The 15,536-nt window shown below is 69.2% G+C and carries 14 protein-coding genes; 8 read left to right on the top strand and 6 right to left on the bottom strand.

Features of this window, described 5'->3' with window-relative positions; translation table 11 throughout:
- Nucleotides 1–2 precede the first annotated feature (2 nt).
- Nucleotides 3–1,433, bottom strand: coding sequence for a PepSY domain-containing protein (locus AB0J16_RS26950; protein WP_358544434.1), 1,431 nt, complete (start codon nt 1,431–1,433; stop codon nt 3–5).
- A gap of 200 nt (nt 1,434–1,633) precedes the next feature.
- Nucleotides 1,634–2,188 carry an MFS transporter gene (locus AB0J16_RS26945; RefSeq protein WP_358544433.1) on the bottom strand — a complete coding sequence of 185 codons (555 nt, stop codon included), beginning with the start codon at nt 2,186–2,188 and terminating at the stop codon, nt 1,634–1,636.
- 162 nt (nt 2,189–2,350) lie between these two features.
- Here AB0J16_RS26945 and AB0J16_RS26940 point away from each other — a divergent pair, with 162 nt between their 5' ends.
- On the top strand, nt 2,351–3,190 hold the full coding sequence (locus AB0J16_RS26940) for a universal stress protein (RefSeq protein ID WP_357952221.1): 840 nt from the start codon (nt 2,351–2,353) through the stop codon (nt 3,188–3,190).
- Nucleotides 3,191–3,201: 11 nt separating this feature from the next.
- Here AB0J16_RS26940 and AB0J16_RS26935 read toward each other — a convergent pair whose 3' ends face one another.
- Nucleotides 3,202–4,041: a L,D-transpeptidase gene (locus AB0J16_RS26935; protein ID WP_358544432.1), complete on the bottom strand. Its 840-nt coding sequence runs from the start codon at nt 4,039–4,041 to the stop codon at nt 3,202–3,204.
- Nucleotides 4,042–4,147: 106 nt separating this feature from the next.
- Here AB0J16_RS26935 and AB0J16_RS26930 point away from each other — a divergent pair, with 106 nt between their 5' ends.
- Nucleotides 4,148–5,278 (top strand): ice-binding family protein, encoded by a 1,131-nt coding sequence (locus AB0J16_RS26930; RefSeq protein WP_358544430.1) that lies wholly within the window; start codon nt 4,148–4,150, stop codon nt 5,276–5,278.
- 178 nt (nt 5,279–5,456) lie between these two features.
- On the opposite strand, the gene AB0J16_RS26925 is transcribed toward AB0J16_RS26930, so the two are convergent.
- Nucleotides 5,457–6,419: a D-glycerate dehydrogenase gene (locus AB0J16_RS26925; protein WP_358544428.1), complete on the bottom strand. Its 963-nt coding sequence runs from the start codon at nt 6,417–6,419 to the stop codon at nt 5,457–5,459.
- 163 nt (nt 6,420–6,582) lie between these two features.
- A complete protein-coding gene (locus AB0J16_RS26920) occupies nt 6,583–7,431 on the bottom strand; it encodes a phytanoyl-CoA dioxygenase family protein (protein WP_358544426.1) in 849 nt (282 codons plus the stop codon).
- 104 nt (nt 7,432–7,535) lie between these two features.
- Here AB0J16_RS26920 and AB0J16_RS26915 point away from each other — a divergent pair, with 104 nt between their 5' ends.
- The 3 genes from AB0J16_RS26915 to AB0J16_RS26905 all read left to right on the top strand — a co-directional run bounded on the left by AB0J16_RS26915 (nt 7,536) and on the right by AB0J16_RS26905 (nt 11,387).
- A complete protein-coding gene (locus AB0J16_RS26915) occupies nt 7,536–8,408 on the top strand; it encodes an AraC family transcriptional regulator (RefSeq protein ID WP_358544424.1) in 873 nt (290 codons plus the stop codon).
- 128 nt (nt 8,409–8,536) lie between these two features.
- Nucleotides 8,537–9,814, top strand: coding sequence for an ABC transporter substrate-binding protein (locus tag AB0J16_RS26910; protein WP_358544423.1), 1,278 nt, complete (start codon nt 8,537–8,539; stop codon nt 9,812–9,814).
- 127 nt (nt 9,815–9,941) lie between these two features.
- On the top strand, nt 9,942–11,387 hold the full coding sequence (locus AB0J16_RS26905; RefSeq protein ID WP_358544421.1) for a peptidoglycan recognition family protein: 1,446 nt from the start codon (nt 9,942–9,944) through the stop codon (nt 11,385–11,387).
- A gap of 121 nt (nt 11,388–11,508) precedes the next feature.
- Here the strand turns inward: AB0J16_RS26905 and AB0J16_RS26900 are convergent, their stop codons facing one another.
- Nucleotides 11,509–12,282 carry a FadR/GntR family transcriptional regulator gene (locus AB0J16_RS26900; protein WP_358544420.1) on the bottom strand — a complete coding sequence of 258 codons (774 nt, stop codon included), beginning with the start codon at nt 12,280–12,282 and terminating at the stop codon, nt 11,509–11,511.
- A 101-nt stretch (nt 12,283–12,383) separates the two neighbouring features.
- Between AB0J16_RS26900 and AB0J16_RS26895 the strand changes: the two genes are divergently transcribed.
- From AB0J16_RS26895 to AB0J16_RS26885, 3 genes are read left to right on the top strand one after another with little or no spacing between them, the layout of a single operon-like run.
- Nucleotides 12,384–13,760 carry an extracellular solute-binding protein gene (locus tag AB0J16_RS26895; protein WP_358544419.1) on the top strand — a complete coding sequence of 459 codons (1,377 nt, stop codon included), beginning with the start codon at nt 12,384–12,386 and terminating at the stop codon, nt 13,758–13,760.
- 11 nt (nt 13,761–13,771) lie between these two features.
- Nucleotides 13,772–14,644: a sugar ABC transporter permease gene (locus tag AB0J16_RS26890; protein ID WP_358544418.1), complete on the top strand. Its 873-nt coding sequence runs from the start codon at nt 13,772–13,774 to the stop codon at nt 14,642–14,644.
- Nucleotides 14,634–15,524, top strand: a complete 891-nt coding sequence (locus AB0J16_RS26885) for a carbohydrate ABC transporter permease (protein ID WP_358544416.1) — start codon at nt 14,634–14,636, stop codon at nt 15,522–15,524. The genes AB0J16_RS26890 and AB0J16_RS26885 overlap by 11 nt, the downstream gene beginning before the upstream one ends.
- The last annotated feature ends 12 nt before the right edge of the window (nt 15,525–15,536 follow it).

The following is a 15,536-nucleotide window of genomic DNA, read 5'->3' as shown; positions in this document are numbered from 1 at the left end:
TGTCAGCCGATCACCCGCGCCACCGCCGGTATCCGCCGGAGCACCAGCCAGTCGAGCAGCAGCACGGCCGCCATGGTGACCCCCGCCAGCGGGAACAGCAGGCCGAGCACCGCCATGACGGCGATCACTCCGTACGCGCCGCGCCTGTTGGTGGCGCGGGCGGGCGCCCCGGCGCGCCCGCGCGGGCGGCGCTTCCACCACATCCACGCGCCGGTGACCACGAGCGTGATCAGGGACAGGCAGGCGGCGAGCATGACGAGCAGGTTGACGGTGCCGTAGCGGCGGCCCTCGTGCAGGGCGATGCCCTGTTCGACGGCTTTGGCCATGATGCCGTACTCGGCCCAGCCGTAGGAGACGAGCACCCGGCCGCTGTACTGGTCGACGTGGAGCGTCTGCGCGGCGGCCGGGTCACGGCGGTTGTCGGTTACGACGGTGTAGACGCCCTTCGCGTCCTTGGGGAGGAGGACCTTGATGTCGCATTCGGCGGGCCGGCAGTCGCGCAGGACCGGCCGGGCGGCGGCCAGGGCCCGCTCGATGGGCACCGCACCCGGTTGCAGCACGCCGCCGGCCGTTTCGTGCGCGGCGTGACCTTCGGACTGCGGTACGGGGAGTCGTTCGGCGGACCAGGGCACCTTGGCGTCAGGGTTGGTGGACAGGTCTCCGGAGAGCGTCGAGGTGTTGGGGAAGGAGTCCGCGCTGGGGGTGGTCGAACCGGTGCTGTCCTGGATGCGCTGGAGACCGTCACCCCACACGCCCGACCAGGGCAGGCCGGACAGGACGAGGAAGACGACCGCCGCCCCGGCGCCGATTCCGGTGAGGGTGTGTAGACGGCGCAGTCGGCCGCGGCCCGACCGCTTCGCCCGCTTGTGGGTACGTCGGCCGCTCCACCACAGGTACGTGCCGGTGGCGATGAGGATCAGCGCCCAGCACGCGGCGATCTCCACGACCCGGTCGCCGATGGTGCCCGCCATCAGCTCACCATGGATAGTACGTATGACGCGCATGAAGGTGGTGCCGTCGTCGATCTGCCCCACCACGCGGGCCGTGGCCGGATCGACGTAGACCGAGACGCCCTGAGCGAAGGGGCCGGTGTCGGCGCCCTGCAGAATGACCCGGGTGGTCCGGTCCGGGGCGGTGGGCGGGATGACCGACATGACGGCCGCGCCGGGCCGTGCCTGGCGGGCGGCGGCGATCTGCTCCGACAGTGGCTTCGCGGTGGTCACCGGCGCGGCGAGCGTGCGGACGTCGGCGTAGTGCCACTCCTCGAACGGCTCCTTGAACAGGTAGATCGACCCGGTTATGGCGAGGATGAGCAGAACGGGGGCGACGAACAGCCCGGCGTAGAAATGCCAGCGCCAGATGATGCGATAGCGCTGGGACGACAGGGCCGGGGTGGGCTGGACGGTCGGCGGCCGTACCTCGACAGAGGTCATGGGGTTCTCCATTCCGGAGACGCGCCCGTCTCGGGGCGCGCGAACAGCGGGGGCGGTCATGACCGCGCGATCGAGCCGCGAACAGCGGAGGCGGTCATGACGGACCGGACGTGCGGCTTCCGGGTACAACGACGGCGATGCACGCGGTCGGTCCCGGCGGCACGCGGCGCCGGTAAATGGTCGGCTTCAGCAGGCGTGGCCTACTGAGGCGGCCCCCGGCGGCACAGCTCCCAGGCCAGCACCTGGGCGGCGGGCATCCCCGGCGTGAGCGCCACGACCGGCGCCACGCGGCGCGGTGTCGAGGTCGGCACGAGGAGGTCGGTCAGCGGGCGCCACAGGTCGCGGAGCGAGCAGGCCAGCAGGAACAGCAGTGTGGCCAGTGCCGTCTCACCACGCTCCAGCCACCAGGCGGACACCGTGGCGACCAGCACGTGCGCCAGCAGCATCCCGACCCCGGCGGACAGTCCGCCGAGGTGGTGTCCCGTCAGCGGAAGGCCGGGGCCGGGACCGAAGAGATGGTGCATGCCGTACTGCGCGGCGAAGGAGGCGACGAGCAGCGTTCCCAAGCTCCGCCGCCGGCGCGCGAGGACGTACGCCCCCGCGCCGGTCACGGCGGTGGCGGTGGCGACGATCCCCAGCCCGGCGCCGGTGCCACCGGCCAGCACGTGCATGCCCAGCGCGGCGTACACGCAGACGACCGCGAACACCGCCGCGCGCACGACACGTCCGGCGGGCTCGTTCCGATCGGCGCTCACGCGCGATCACCGCTCACATGTGCAGATACGGCCCAGCGGGTGTCTCGGTTCGATCGCGCCGTAATGGGCGGTGGTCCCGTGGGCTCCACCGGATTGACCTGCGGAAACTTCGGCTCGCCGGGTAGGGGTGTCGGGGAAGGGGACGTCGGACGGGGGCAGATCATGATCATTGTCGGGGTGGACGGCTCGCGGGCGGGGCTCGAGGCCGTCGGGTGGGCCGCCAGGGAGGCCGCGCTGCGCGAGGTGCCATTGACCGTGGTGCACGCCATGCCGGGATGGGCCTGCGAGACGGCGTCCGGCCACTATGCCGCCGTGGCCAAGTGGATGCGCGACGGGGGCGAGATGGCGCTGGCCGCGGCCGAGGACCGGGCGCGCGGCGAACACCCGAAGATCAACATCAGGACGATGCTCCTGCCCGGCGATCCTCGAGCCGCCCTGATCGGGGCCGCGAAGGAGGCCGAGCTGCTGGTCATCGGCAGCCACGGGCTCGGGGGAGTGCGCGGGCTGCTGGTGGGGTCCGTGGCGTACGGGGTGGCCGGGCACGCGCCCTGCGACGTGGTCGTCGTGCGGCAGCTGCCGTCCCTTCCTCGTGGCGAGCTGGTGGCCGGGGTGGACGGCTCGCCGCGGACCCGCCGTCGGGTGCTGGACTTCGCCTTCTCCGAGGCGGAGTTGCGGGGTGTGACCCTGCGGGCCGTACATGCCTGGAGCGGGTTCCAGCCCACGAGCGAGGAGGATGAGCGGGACGGGCGGCTCATCCTGCGCGAGGCGCTGGCCGGACACCGTCAGGACCATCCCGATGTCGAATTGATCGAGGAGGCCGTGCACGGTCACCCCGTGGAGGTGCTGCGTCAGGCCGCTGAGGGCGCCGACCTGCTCGTGGTCGGCTCGCACGGGCACGGCGCGTTCGCCGGCATGGTCATGGGCTCGGTCAGCCAGGCCATGCTGCACCACTCCCCGTGCCCGCTCGCCGTGGTCCGGAACCGGCAGGACGACCCAGGTTGAGTTTCGAGCATTCATGGGTTGATGACGACCGCGCTGCCCAACGGGACATGTGCCAGGACGCGCAGGGCGGCGGCCGGGACACGGACGCAACCGTGACTGACCTCCTGCCCGAACACGCTCTCGTCCGGCCAGCCGTGCAGCCCGATCGTGCCGGGCCCGCCGTCGAAGGTCTGGAGGACGGCCGAGTGCGAGCCCAGAGCGAGCATGCGCGGGCTGTACGTCGCATCCTCCGGAGTCAGTGAGGCGAGCAGGAACGTCCGTCCCGTTGGCGTGGGGGTCGACGGGGCGCCGGTGGCGACTTTCCACGTGCCCAGACTGCGCTCGGACTTGAACACCGTGAGTTGATGAGCGGCCAAATCGATGCGTACGTAATAAGGGCTGTAGGCATTCCGCAACCCGCCGCCAGCGGTATATATCCAGCCCGTTGACAGATTCGGGCGGCTCGGCAGCATGACGCGAACCCATCCCGGCTGCTCTTCTACTATGGGCACCCATACCGGGCCGCCCACTGAAGCGGTCGGCAATATGCCCACCGGTGCGCCGCCGGGGCTGGCATAAACCACCTGTGGTTGCGTGGGATGGGTCACGTGCCCATTTCCCGGCTCGAAAGGCGCGGTGTCTTTCGGCGCGCCGCGCAATCTCGTGTACGTCGTGGAGCGCGTCAGCCGAGCCCGTTGCGCGGCCGACACCGGCAGTGGCGCGACCTGCTGGATCGGGGCGGCGTGGGGCGCGGCGGCCGGTGGCGGGGCGGTCGTTCCGCAGGCCGCGGCCATGGTCATGGCGGCCAATGCCGTGCTCCATGCGATCGGCCGCGCATTGCCGTGCCTGTCGATTGCCATGCGGTCACGCAAGAAGGCCTCCACTATGTCCGGGGTGAGCAAGGGAAGTTTACGGAGGAGTCTTGAGCGTCTTGGGCCGAGAATTGGGATAAGTCGTTTCATCGGGTGATCTCGGGCCTTGGCTGATAAGTGGCAGAGGCTTTGTCGCGCCTTTACCGGTCAGTTGTCGGCGGTCGTTGATCTCCCCGAATATCATGCCGAGTTGCTTGCCGTTTCACCTAGCTGCGCGGGTGGAAGCCGGCTGTATCCAGCGCGCTCCCCTATAGAAAAGATTCACTACATGGAAGTAATCTCTGGTCGCGCTTCCCACCGGTCGCGATGGGTCTCTCTGCTGGCGGGGGCCTTCGTGCTCGTCGTCGCCGGGGCTCTGCTGACCACATGGCCATCTGGTGCGAAGGCGGCCCAGCCGCGGTCATGCCACCAAAACGAGGACGTCTGCGATAGCCCGGCCACCAGCATCTCGGGCGATCTCGAAGGCATGACCCTCGAACCCGGCGTCTACACGGCCGCGTCCTCGATCGAGCTGACCGGCACTGTCACCCTCGACGCTCAGGGCGATCCCGACGCCGTCTTCATCTTCCAGATCGGCACCGCGTTCTTCACCGGCCCGGACAGCGACGTCGAACTCGTCGGCGGCGCCCAGGACTGCAACGTCTTCTGGGAGGTGGGCAACACGGTGACGACCGGCGCCATGCCCGACGTGACCGTACCGGTGGACGAGGAGGTCGAAGAGGAGGTCAACGAGGATCGGGGGAGGCCTGGGACCGAGACGGCCGTCAAGGACGACTGCCCTCTGGCGCATCAGGTCACGCCGCCCGCCCTCCCGCCATGCGCGGAGACTCCGCCGGTGCGGCCGGTACCGACTCCGGTAGAGCGGCCGACCCCGGCCCAGCCGGTGAAGCCGACTCCGACGCCGAAGGTGGTTTCCACGCCCCAGGTGGACGCGCCTCCGAAGGTGGTTTCGACGCCTCCGACGGTTTCGACTCCTCAGACGGTTACGCCGCCGAAGGTGGTTTCGACGCCCAAGACGGTTACGACGCCTCAGGCGATTGCTACTCCGAAGGTGACGTCGACTCCGACGGCGACCGCGACGTCCACTCCGACGGCGACATCCACCTCCAGGACGACCACACCCGATCACCACCGTGATCATCACCACCGCGACCGCCACAACTGCGGTCACCACTGCGGGCTCGAACCGGCGCCCGAGCCCGTCCCGGTCGGCTCGCGCCTGCGTGTGGCCGGCTGACGATCCTGCCCGGCTGACTGTTTCGGGGCGATGTGCGGGATGACCAGCTCGCCGAGGCCATCCCGCACATCGCCGCAGCCGGTCGCGTCTGTGAACATCGAGGCCGGGCGCGCAGGGCGTCAGAGGACGCGCAGCCGACGGGCGCGCGGGGGGTCAGAGACGCGTCAGAGGATGGACGTCAGGGGACAGGCGTCAGGGGCGGTTCGCCGTTCAGGACCGCGATGATGTTGTCCACGGCGAGATCCACCATCCGGGCCCGGGTCGCCTCGGTGGCCGAGCCGATGTGCGGGAGCGCCGCCACGCGTTCGTGCTGGATCAGCGGGTCTCCGACGCCGTTGCGCGGCTCGCGGTCGAACACGTCCAGCCCGGCCGAATGGAGCCGCCCGGCCTGCAGGGCGGCGAGGAGCGCGGCCTCATCGACGACGCCGCCGCGGGCGGTGTTGACGAGGGTCGCGGTGGGTTTCATCATCGCGAGCTCGTCCGCGCCGATGAGACGGCGGGTCTGGTCGGTGAGAGGTACGTGAAGAGACACCACATCGCTGGTGCTCAGGAGCTTGGGCAGGGACACCGCCTGGGAGAGCTCGTCATCGGGCTTCCGGGACAAGGTGTGCTGAACCGTCATGCCGAACCCGATCGCCCGGCGGGCGACGGCCTGCCCGATCTCGCCGTAGCCGATGAGACCCAGGGTCGCCCCCGCCACGTCGAGTCCGAGGTAGGCGTCCAGCCGGCTCCCGGTCCACCCGCCGTTCCTGAGGCTGTCGGCCGCGGTGAGCAGCCGCCGCCGTGCCATCAGGATGAGGGCGAAGGTGGTGTCGGCGGTGGTCTCGTGCAGGACACCCGGAGTGTTGGTGACCACGATGCCGCGCTCCCGCGCGGTGGCGACGTCGGTGCCGTCGTAGCCCGCGCTCGGCAGGGCCAGCACCCGCAGCCGGTCGCCCGCCTCCAGCACCGCGGCGTCGACATGGTCGGAGTTCTGGCACAGCAGCGCGTCCGCGCCGGTGAGGAGGTCGCGCAGCCGCTCGGGTGGCGGCGGCGTGACCTCGGACCACTGGCGTAGCTGGGCGACGCGGCCGAGCCGTTCGAGACCCGTGCCCGGCAAGGTCGGCCGGGTGACCACCACGATCGGCGCCGTCGCCTGCATATTGCTCTCTCCTCCCGATGGGGTCCGGCCTGAGCACGGACAACATCCCTCCATCAACATAGATCACCTGGATGTTGACCAAGTCAGGGGGAGGGTGGGCAGAGGAGGTCGGCGAAGTCAGGGGGCGGGTGGGGGACGAGCGGGCGGGTTAGGAGAGGTCGGATCAGTGTGGGTCGGTGGCTCCGGTGAAGGGCATGTGCTCGCCTGCCACGTACTTCGGGAACGGCTGATAGACATTCGCGCCCGGCTGGCCGCGCAGCAGCAGCGCCGAGACGAACGGCTGTTCCTCGCTGGTGATCCGGGTCGAGGTCGGGATGTAGCGGATGGTCAGGCCGCAGCGGCGCTTGGGGGAGGTGTTGGCGGTGGAGGCGTGCAGGATGTTCGGGTGGTGCACCTCCACGTCGCCGGGTGCCAGCACCAGGTCCACGGCCTGGGACTCGTCCACCGTCACGGCGCTCTCCGAGCCGAGCACGTTGGCGACGTCGTCGCGCTGCCGCAGCTCGTGCAGGGCCTCCTTGTGCGAGCCGGGGATCACCCGCATGCAGCCGTTCTCCGGCGTGGACTCGTCGACGGCCAGCCAGAGCGTGATCACCCGCATCGGCTCCAGCGGCCAGTAGGCGCCGTCCTGGTGCCAGAGGACCGCCTTGCCGGAGAAGGGCGGCTTGCTGATGTAGTGCGAGGCGAACAGCGCGAGGTCCGGGCCGACGAAGAGCTCGGCGATGTCCAGCAGCCGATCGTCGGAGATCAGCCGCACCCAGAACGGGTCGCCGGCCACCAGTTCGGTGCCCAGGTCCTCGCCGAGCAGTTCGGGGTGCTTGGCCTGGAGCCAGGCGACGTGGTCGCCGGCCTCGGCGATCAGATCGGGGTCGATGACGTTCCGGAAGATCGTGTAGCCGTCGCGGTCGTAGTCCTGAAGGCGGTCGTAGTCCTGAAGACGGTCGTGGTCCTGAAGGCGGGTGGAGTCCTGAAGGCGGGTGGAGTCCTGGAGGGTGCGGTCGGCTTCCTGGGTCACGAGGTTCTCCTGTGCGCGGGAGCGATGGACATCGATCCGGATTCTTCGGCCTCCGCGCCCCGACTTACTAGCACTCACCGCCCCATAACTATTAATTTCCTGACATGCCGACTGTGCTGCGCTGGGTGGATTTCGCGTACGGCCTGCCCTACCACGCGGCGCTGGTGCCGGTGAGCGGCGGCCGTCGCGACCGGCCCGAGCCGCACAGTCATGCTGATTTCCATGAGTTCGTCTTCGTGACCGCGGGAGCCGGCGCGCAGCGCGTCGGCGAGGCGGAGATGCCGCTGCGCGCGGGCGACGTGGTGCTGGTCCGGCCGCACGACCGGCACGAGTTCGCGGGTACGGCGGCCGACGGGATGCGCTTCATCAACATCGCCTTCCCCAGCTGGCGCTGGCGTGCCTTCGCCGACCTCGCCGGGCTGGCCGGCACGGCGGAATGGGAGCGGCGCGACCTTCCCCTGGCGGCGCGCACCGACCTGGACGGGCCGGTCGCGGCGGAGTTCGCCCGCGTGCTGGCCGCCTGTTCCGGTGTGCCACGCGTGCTCGACCTGGTCGGGCTGTGGACGGCGGTCGTCCCGCTCCTGGAACGGGCCGACGGTACGGCCGTGGACCGGCGGCCGGGCTGGCTGGTGGCGGCCTGCGTGGCGATGAGCCGCGAGGAGAACCTGCGCGACGGGCTGCCCCGGCTGCTCGCGATGGCCGCGGTCAGCCCGGGGCATCTTGCCCGTTCCATGCGTACGCACTACGGGTGCACGCCGATCGCGTTCGTCTCCGGGCGCCGCCTGGAGCATGCCGCGCTGCTGCTCACCACGACGACCGAGGGCATCGGCCAGATCGCCCAGCGCTGCGGTTTCTCCGGCCAGTCGTACTTCGGCAGGCTTTTTCACCAGAAATACGGCTTGGCGCCCCGCGACTATCGGGAGGCCACCCGGCGGGCGGTGGTTCCGGCGGCCCTGGACACCCCACACATCAAGTGATTAGATGACTTCACTTGGGCGAAGGACGCATGGTGCGGCCGCCCGATCCACCCCCGGCGGACGCGATCATGCCCCCCACTCGACGCCCACGTACGAGACACCCCCCAAGATCGAACAGGAGGCCGGGCATGATCCGGTCGCGTTTACTGTGCATGGCCGCCATCTGCGCCGTCGTCACCCCGCTCGCCCTCACGGGCTGCTCCTCCAGCGGTAACACGGCGAAGGAGGCGGGCAAGACCGAGCTGAAGCTGTACAACGACAAGGGCGCCTGGAGCAAATACTTCGACCAGATGGGCGCCCTGTCCAAGCAGCAGATCGGGCTGTCGATGAAGCCGGTCGGCTACACCGACGAGCCGACGTACCAGGCGTTCATCAAGGCGTCCTTCCGCACCAACGTCAAGCCCGACCTGTTCACCTGGACGACCGGCGGCGGGCTGGCCGAGGTCGTCGCCCAGAAGCAGCTGGCCGAGACGACCGCCCTCTGGCAGGAGGCCATCAAGAACGGCGACCTGTCGGCGGACCTGGCGAAGTACTACACGGTGGGCGGGAAGCAGTACTGCGTGCCGCTGAACGCCGCCTACTGGGGGATGTTCTACAACAAGAAGGTCTTCGACAAGTACGGCCTCAAGCCCCCCACCACGTGGGACGAGCTGATCAAGATCGCCGACACGCTGAAGAAGAACGGCGTGCCCGCGTTCTACCACACCTCGGTGCTGTTCTCCTTCGTCTGGTTCGAGCAGCTGCTCGCCGGCACCGACCCCGACCTGTACGACCGCCTGTCCACCGGCCAGGCGAAGTACACCGATCCCGGCGTGGTCGAGGTCATGAAGCGGTGGAAGTCGATGATCGACGCCGGATACTTCAACAACGCCGGCGACAAGACCGACCCGGGTGACGTACTCAAGACCGGCAAGACCGCGATGGTGTCGTTCGGTACGTGGTTCAACACGAGCATGACGCAGCGCGATCTGAAGGCCGGCACCGACTACGGCTACTTCACGATCCCGAACGTCAACCCCGCGCTGCCCAAGACCTCGATGATCTTCGAGAGCGGCCCGCTCTGCTCGCTGGCCAAGGCGCCCGACCCCGAGGCCAGCACGAAGTACCTCAAGTGGTGGGTGACGCCGGCCGCACAGGAGAAGTGGGCGACCGCCAGGGGAGACGTCTCGGCCAACCCCAAGGTCACCATCACCGACCAGGCCATCGCGGAGGTCAGCAAGGCGGCGGGCAGCGGACAGTACCGCCTGGTCAACCGCTACTTCGAGGCCACGCCGCCGCCCGTGCTCACGGCCGCGCTGGACGGCTTCGGCGCCTTCCTCGTCAAGCCGGACAGCTACCAGAAGGTCCTTGAGGACATCCAGGGCGCCGCCGACGAGTACTGGAGCAGTCACCAGCCCGGCAGCTGAGATTCGAGGGCGCACCGGCACCTGTACGAATTCTGTACGCCGCGCTTGCAGGCTGATCATCAGCGGGTGCCGCGTGCGGCCTCCACTCCTTGCGATGCCCCCCGGAACAGTTCTTGAGGAGAAACCTGTGCAGGCCCGACTCCGTCGTTCGGCCGCGCTGCTTGCCGGTGCGCTCATCCCCCTCTCGCTGCTCACCGGCCAACCGGCCGGAGCCGCGTCCGCCGATCCCATGACCGACGCCTTCGCCCGCGCGGCCACCACGTACGAGGTGCCCCGCGACCTGCTGGTGTCCCTCGCCTACTCCGAAACCCACCTGGACGGTCACCGCGGTCAGCCCAGCGCGTCCGGCGGCTACGGGGTGATGCACCTGGTCAGCAACCCCGTCACGCACAGCCTTGAGCGCGCGGCCACGCTGACCGAGCAGCCCGTCTCGGCCCTGAAGGCGGACGCCGCGGCCAACATCACGGGCGGCGCCGCCGTCCTGCGCGCCTACGCCGATGAGCTGGGGCTGGACGCCAAGGCCCGCAAGGACGCCGCCAAGTGGTACCAGGCAGTGGCCAAGTACGGCGGCGCCTCCTCGCCGGAGGTCGCCCGGCTGTACGCCGACACCGTCTACAACCTGATGGCCCAGGGGATCCGCGCCACCACCCCCGAGGGCGAGGCCGTCACGGCGGCGCCACAGGTCGTCGAGCCCGAGCGTGGCTCCTACGCCAAGGCGCAGGAGCTGGGCAAGACCAACACGCTCGCGGCGGCGGTCGACTACCCGGGGGCGACGTGGGCGGCGGCGCACAGCAGCAACTACGCCGTCTCCAACCGCCCGACCAGCGACGCGATCGACCGCATCGTCATCCACGTTACCCAGGGCTCCTACGCCGGGACGATCGACTGGTTCCAGACCGGGCCGCGGCCGAATCCCACGTCGGCGCACTACGTCATCCGTTCGTCGGACGGCGCCATCACCCAGATGGTCAGGGAGAAGGACCGGGCCTTCCACGCCGGTGACTACAACAGGCGCTCGGTGGGCATCGAGCACGAGGGATTCGTCGACAACGCCTCCTGGTTCACCGACGCGATGTACCGCTCCTCGGCGGCGCTGACCCGCAACATCGCCGACCGTTACGGCATCCCCAAGGACCGGACGCACATCCTCGGCCACAGCGAGGTGCCCGGCGCCGACCACACCGACCCGGGTCCGAACTGGAACTGGACCACGTACATGAACTACGTCAATGGCGGCACCGGCCCCACCAACCCGCACACCGCCGAATCGGTGTGCGGCACCGGGTTCAAGGTGATCGACTCGGCGGCGCTGGGTACGGCGGGCACCGTCTACCTGACCTACAACTCGACCACCGGCTACAACTGCGTGGCCACGATCAAGAAGACCCAGCTCGGCACGGCCTCGGCCACCAGCGCCTACCTGGAGGTGGAGGGCCAGACGCGCATCACCGACAGCGGTAACTTCGCCTACTACGCGGGTCCGGTACGCGCCAACGCGGCCGACAAGTGCGTCAGATGGGGCGGCAAGGCCGGCACGTCCACCTACGACAGCCCGTCCGAGCACTGCGGATAGCCGGAACCTCCCGGCCTCGACGCGCGATGCGCTACGGGTAGCCGGAAACAGAGACAACGGGGCCCCGACGAATCGTCGTCGGGGCCCTCGTCATGTCAGGCGATCATCGGGCCCAGCGTGGTCACTGGGCCGGGGTGGGGCGCCGCCGGTTCCAGGAGTCGAGGATGTGCGTGCGCATCGCCGCGGCCGCCGCCTCGGGATCGCCGGCCGAGATCGCGTCGCTGATCGCCTGGTGCTCGTCCAGCGTCTGGCGCATGACCTCCTCGTTGTACTGGCCGTGGTAGCGCATGCTGGTGCGGGCCTTGTCGTGGATGCTGTTGACGATGGCGCGGCCGAGCCGGTTGCGGGAGGCCGCCATGATCACGTCGTGGAAGCGGACGTCGGCGGCGCCGAAATCGGGGGGAGAGGCGAGGTTCGACCGCATGACGCCCAGCACCTCGGCGATGCGCTGGGCGTCGTCGGAGGTGCGGGCCAGCGCCGCGGCGGCGGCCATCTCGGCTTCGAGCGCGGTGCGTACGGTGACCAGCTCGTCGAGGAAGGCCGCGGTCTCGTCGTGCGCGATCACTGAGGCGAGCACGACGTCGTCGAGGAGGTTCCACTGCCTCGGCTCGGTGACCTGGGTGCCGCGACCGTGCTCGATCCGGACCAGGCCCTTCTCCTGGATCACCTTGACCGACTCGCGGATCACCGTGCGGCTGACGCCGAACTCCTCGCACAGGTCGGCCTCGGGCGGCAGCGTGGCACCCGGGCGCAGTGTGCCGCGGATGATGTCGTCGACCAGCTGCTCGACCACCGTGGTGCCCAGTTTGGGGGCCCGCTCGCGGCGCGGCCGCTTCGCGGGTGGTTGGGGCCGCACCGCGTCGTCCGTCCACGGACCCTCCGCGTGCTGAGTCAACGTGCCCTCCCTTGATCACGACAGCGCCTTGAGTATAGGCCATTGTGTCGACGTCATTCGTATGATGTCATATCTCGAAACATTCCGTTAACGGAGGCCCTATGAGACGACGCAGTCATGCCGCGTACCGCCGTGCGGTGCCTGCGGCCACCGCCGCCGCGGCGGTTCTTCTCGCCGTCGCGGCCTGCGGTCCCCCCAACCCCACGGCTTCGTCCTCGTCGAAGCCGACCGGTGCCGCCTCCCAGTACGGGTTCAGCACGGCCGAGCAGAAGGACGGCAAGCTCGTGGTCTGGGTGGACTCCACCCGGCTCGACGCCGCGAAGGCCTACCAGATGGCGCACCCCGGCGTGCCGCTGGACATCGTCACCTACGACGGCAACGCCAACGGCTCCAACACCCTCAAGACCAAGGTGCAGCTGTTCAACCGGGCCGGCGAGGGCTGGCCGGACGTCGTGTTCACCACCGACAACAACACCGCCTCCTGGGCCTCGCAGGGTGATGACGCCTTCGTCGCCCCGCTCAACAAGGGCCTGCTCGACGACGCCACGCTGAGCGGCTTCGCCAAGGGCGCGCTGGACGTGTGCGCCGTCGACGGCACGGTCTACTGCCTGCGCAACGACCTGGCCCAGGTGGTGCTCTGGTACAACAAGAAGCTGCTCGACAAGTTCGGCTACACGTTGCCCAAGACGTGGGAGGAATACACCGCGCTGGGCGAGAAGGTGGCCGCCGAGCACCCGGGATACATCATCGGCACGGCCGGTGACGCGTGGGCGCCGGAGATCTACATGTGGGGCGGCGAGTGCCCGGCCAACCAGGTCACCGGCGCCAAGGCGATCACCGTCAAGGCGACGGACGCCAAGTGCGTACGGACCGCGCGGATGCTGGACAAGCTCGTGGCGAACAAGACGATGTCCATGCTGCCGCTGTTCGGTCCCGACTTCGTCAAGAACCAGGGCGACAAGGTGCTCATGCTGCCCGGCCCGGCCTGGTACGGCGGGGCGGTGTTCCAGGGGACGATCAAGACCCCGAAGGGCGAGCTCGCGGTCGGCGACGCGCTGCACTGGGCGGACCAGAGCGAGCCGGTGACCGGCAACGTCGGCGGTGGCACCTGGTGGCTGTCGCGGCACACCGCGCGCCTGAAGGCGGCCAAGGACTTCATCGGCTGGGTCGCCACCGCCGACGAGTACCAGGTCGCCCTCTCGCCGGGCTACCCCGCCTTCTCGGCCGCCGCGACGAAGTGGATCAAGAAGCAGCAGGACAGCGGCTACTACGCGGGCGACATCTCCGCCCCGATCGCCGCCGCGGCCGGACAGGTCTGGCCGGGCTGGGGTTCGCCGGAGTTCAGCCAGGAGGCGGTCTGGGCCAAGACCGTCATCCCCGGCCAGACCGCCGGCAAGACCATCGAGTCGCTGCTGCCGGACTGGCAGACGGCGATCGAGCAGCAGGCTCAGGTGTCCGGATACCAGGTCACCAAGTGAGCGTTACGCACGTGCGGAGTCGTTCCTGGCGGCCTGCCGCCGGGCACGTCTTCGTCTCCGGGTACGTGGTGCTGCTGGTCGCGTTCGGCATCGCGCCCACGGTGTACGCGCTCAATCTGGCGTTCACCGATGGCGAGGGGCGCTTCGCCGGCATCTCCAACTTCCTGCGTACCGCCCAGGACTATCGGTTCGTGGCCGCGGTCGGCCATGTGGCCACCTACCTTGTGCTGTGGCTGGTCACTTTGACCGTGCTCGTCCTGCTGCTCGCGCTGGTGGTGCACCGGCTCACCTCGCGCTGGTCGCGGGCCGCGCTGCGGTTCGTCTACTACGTGCCGGGCGCGCTGGCCGGGGCGTCGAGCGTGCTGCTGTGGCTGTTCATGCTGGACCCATCCGTGAGCCCGGTCGACGGCCTCGTCCGCTCGCTGTGGGGTGACACGTTCGTGCAGGTGATCGCGCCGGGGCACTTGCCCTGGATCTTCACGATCATCGCCTTCTGGACCGGCGCGGGCGGCTGGATCACGGTCATGTACGGCGCGTTGAACAGCATCCCGTACACGGTGATCGAGGCGGCGCGGGTGGACGGCGCCGGGCCAGTGAAGACGGCGTTGCGGGTGCAACTACCGATGCTGCGCAAGTGGATCGTCTACATGCTCATCCTGTCCCTGGCCGCGGGCACGCAGCTCTTCGTCGAGCCGCAGCTCGTCTCGCAGGCCGGTTTCGGGGTGGTCGGGACCGACTACTCGCTCAACCAGCTCGCCTATCTGTACGCCTTCGACCAGAACGACTTCAACGGCTCGGCGGCGATCGCGATCGACCTGCTCATCGTGGCTTTGTGCTGCGCCGGGCTGTTCGTCGCGCGGGGAGGTCTCTTCGATGCGGACTGATCAACGGCCCGGCGTCATCCGGCTGGTCGGCCGGGGGCTGATCGCCGCGCTGCTGCTGGCCTTCGCGCTGTTCTTCGTCCTGCCGATGGTGTGGCTGCTGCTCGCCTCGACCAAGAGCCCGGCCGACCTGATCCACGCCAACCCGCTGTCACCGGGCTCGATCGGCTCGCTCGTCACGAACTGGCAGCACCTCATGTCCTTCCAGGACGGGGCGGTGCTGACGTGGATGACGAACTCCGTCGTCTACTCGGCGCTCTCGGTGGCGCTGACCCTGCTGGTCGGCATCCCGGCCGGGTACGCGATGGCGCTCATGCAGTTCGGCGGACGCCGGCTGCTGCTCATCGTCACCCTGGTGGTGATGCTGATGCCGGCCACCGCCCTGGTGCTGCCGATCTTCCTGGAGCTCAGCTACCTCGGGCTGATCAACAAGACGGCCTCGGTCGTGCTGCCGATGTCGTTCTTCCCCTTCGGCGTGTACCTGACCTACATCTACTTCTCCACCAGCGTCCCCGGCGACCTGCTGGACGCGGCGCGGCTGGACGGTTGCGGCGAGACCGCGACCTTCTTCCGGGTGGCGCTCCCGCTGGCCAAGCCGGTGGTCGCACTGGTCGCCTTCTTCAGCTTCGTCAACAACTGGAACAACTTCTTCCTGCCGTACGTGATGCTGCCGAACAGCGACAACTACCCCATGCAGGTCGGCCTGACGCAGATGCTGGCCGCGACCCCCACCTTCAACCCCGTCGTCGGCGCCAACGCCGAGGTGCAGCCGCCCGAACTGGTGCTGGCCACCCTGATCTCCATCGCGCCGGTGTTGCTGGTGTTTCTGTTCTCTCAGCGCTTCCTGGTCGCCGGGCTGACCGCCGGCGCGACCAAGGGATGAGATTTTACGAGG

This window comes from Nonomuraea sp. NPDC049750 (assembly GCF_040659625.1).
Taxonomy (GTDB): domain Bacteria; phylum Actinomycetota; class Actinomycetes; order Streptosporangiales; family Streptosporangiaceae; genus Nonomuraea.
Note: the sequence above shows the minus strand (reverse complement) of the source record. Positions and strands in the feature narration are given on the sequence as shown.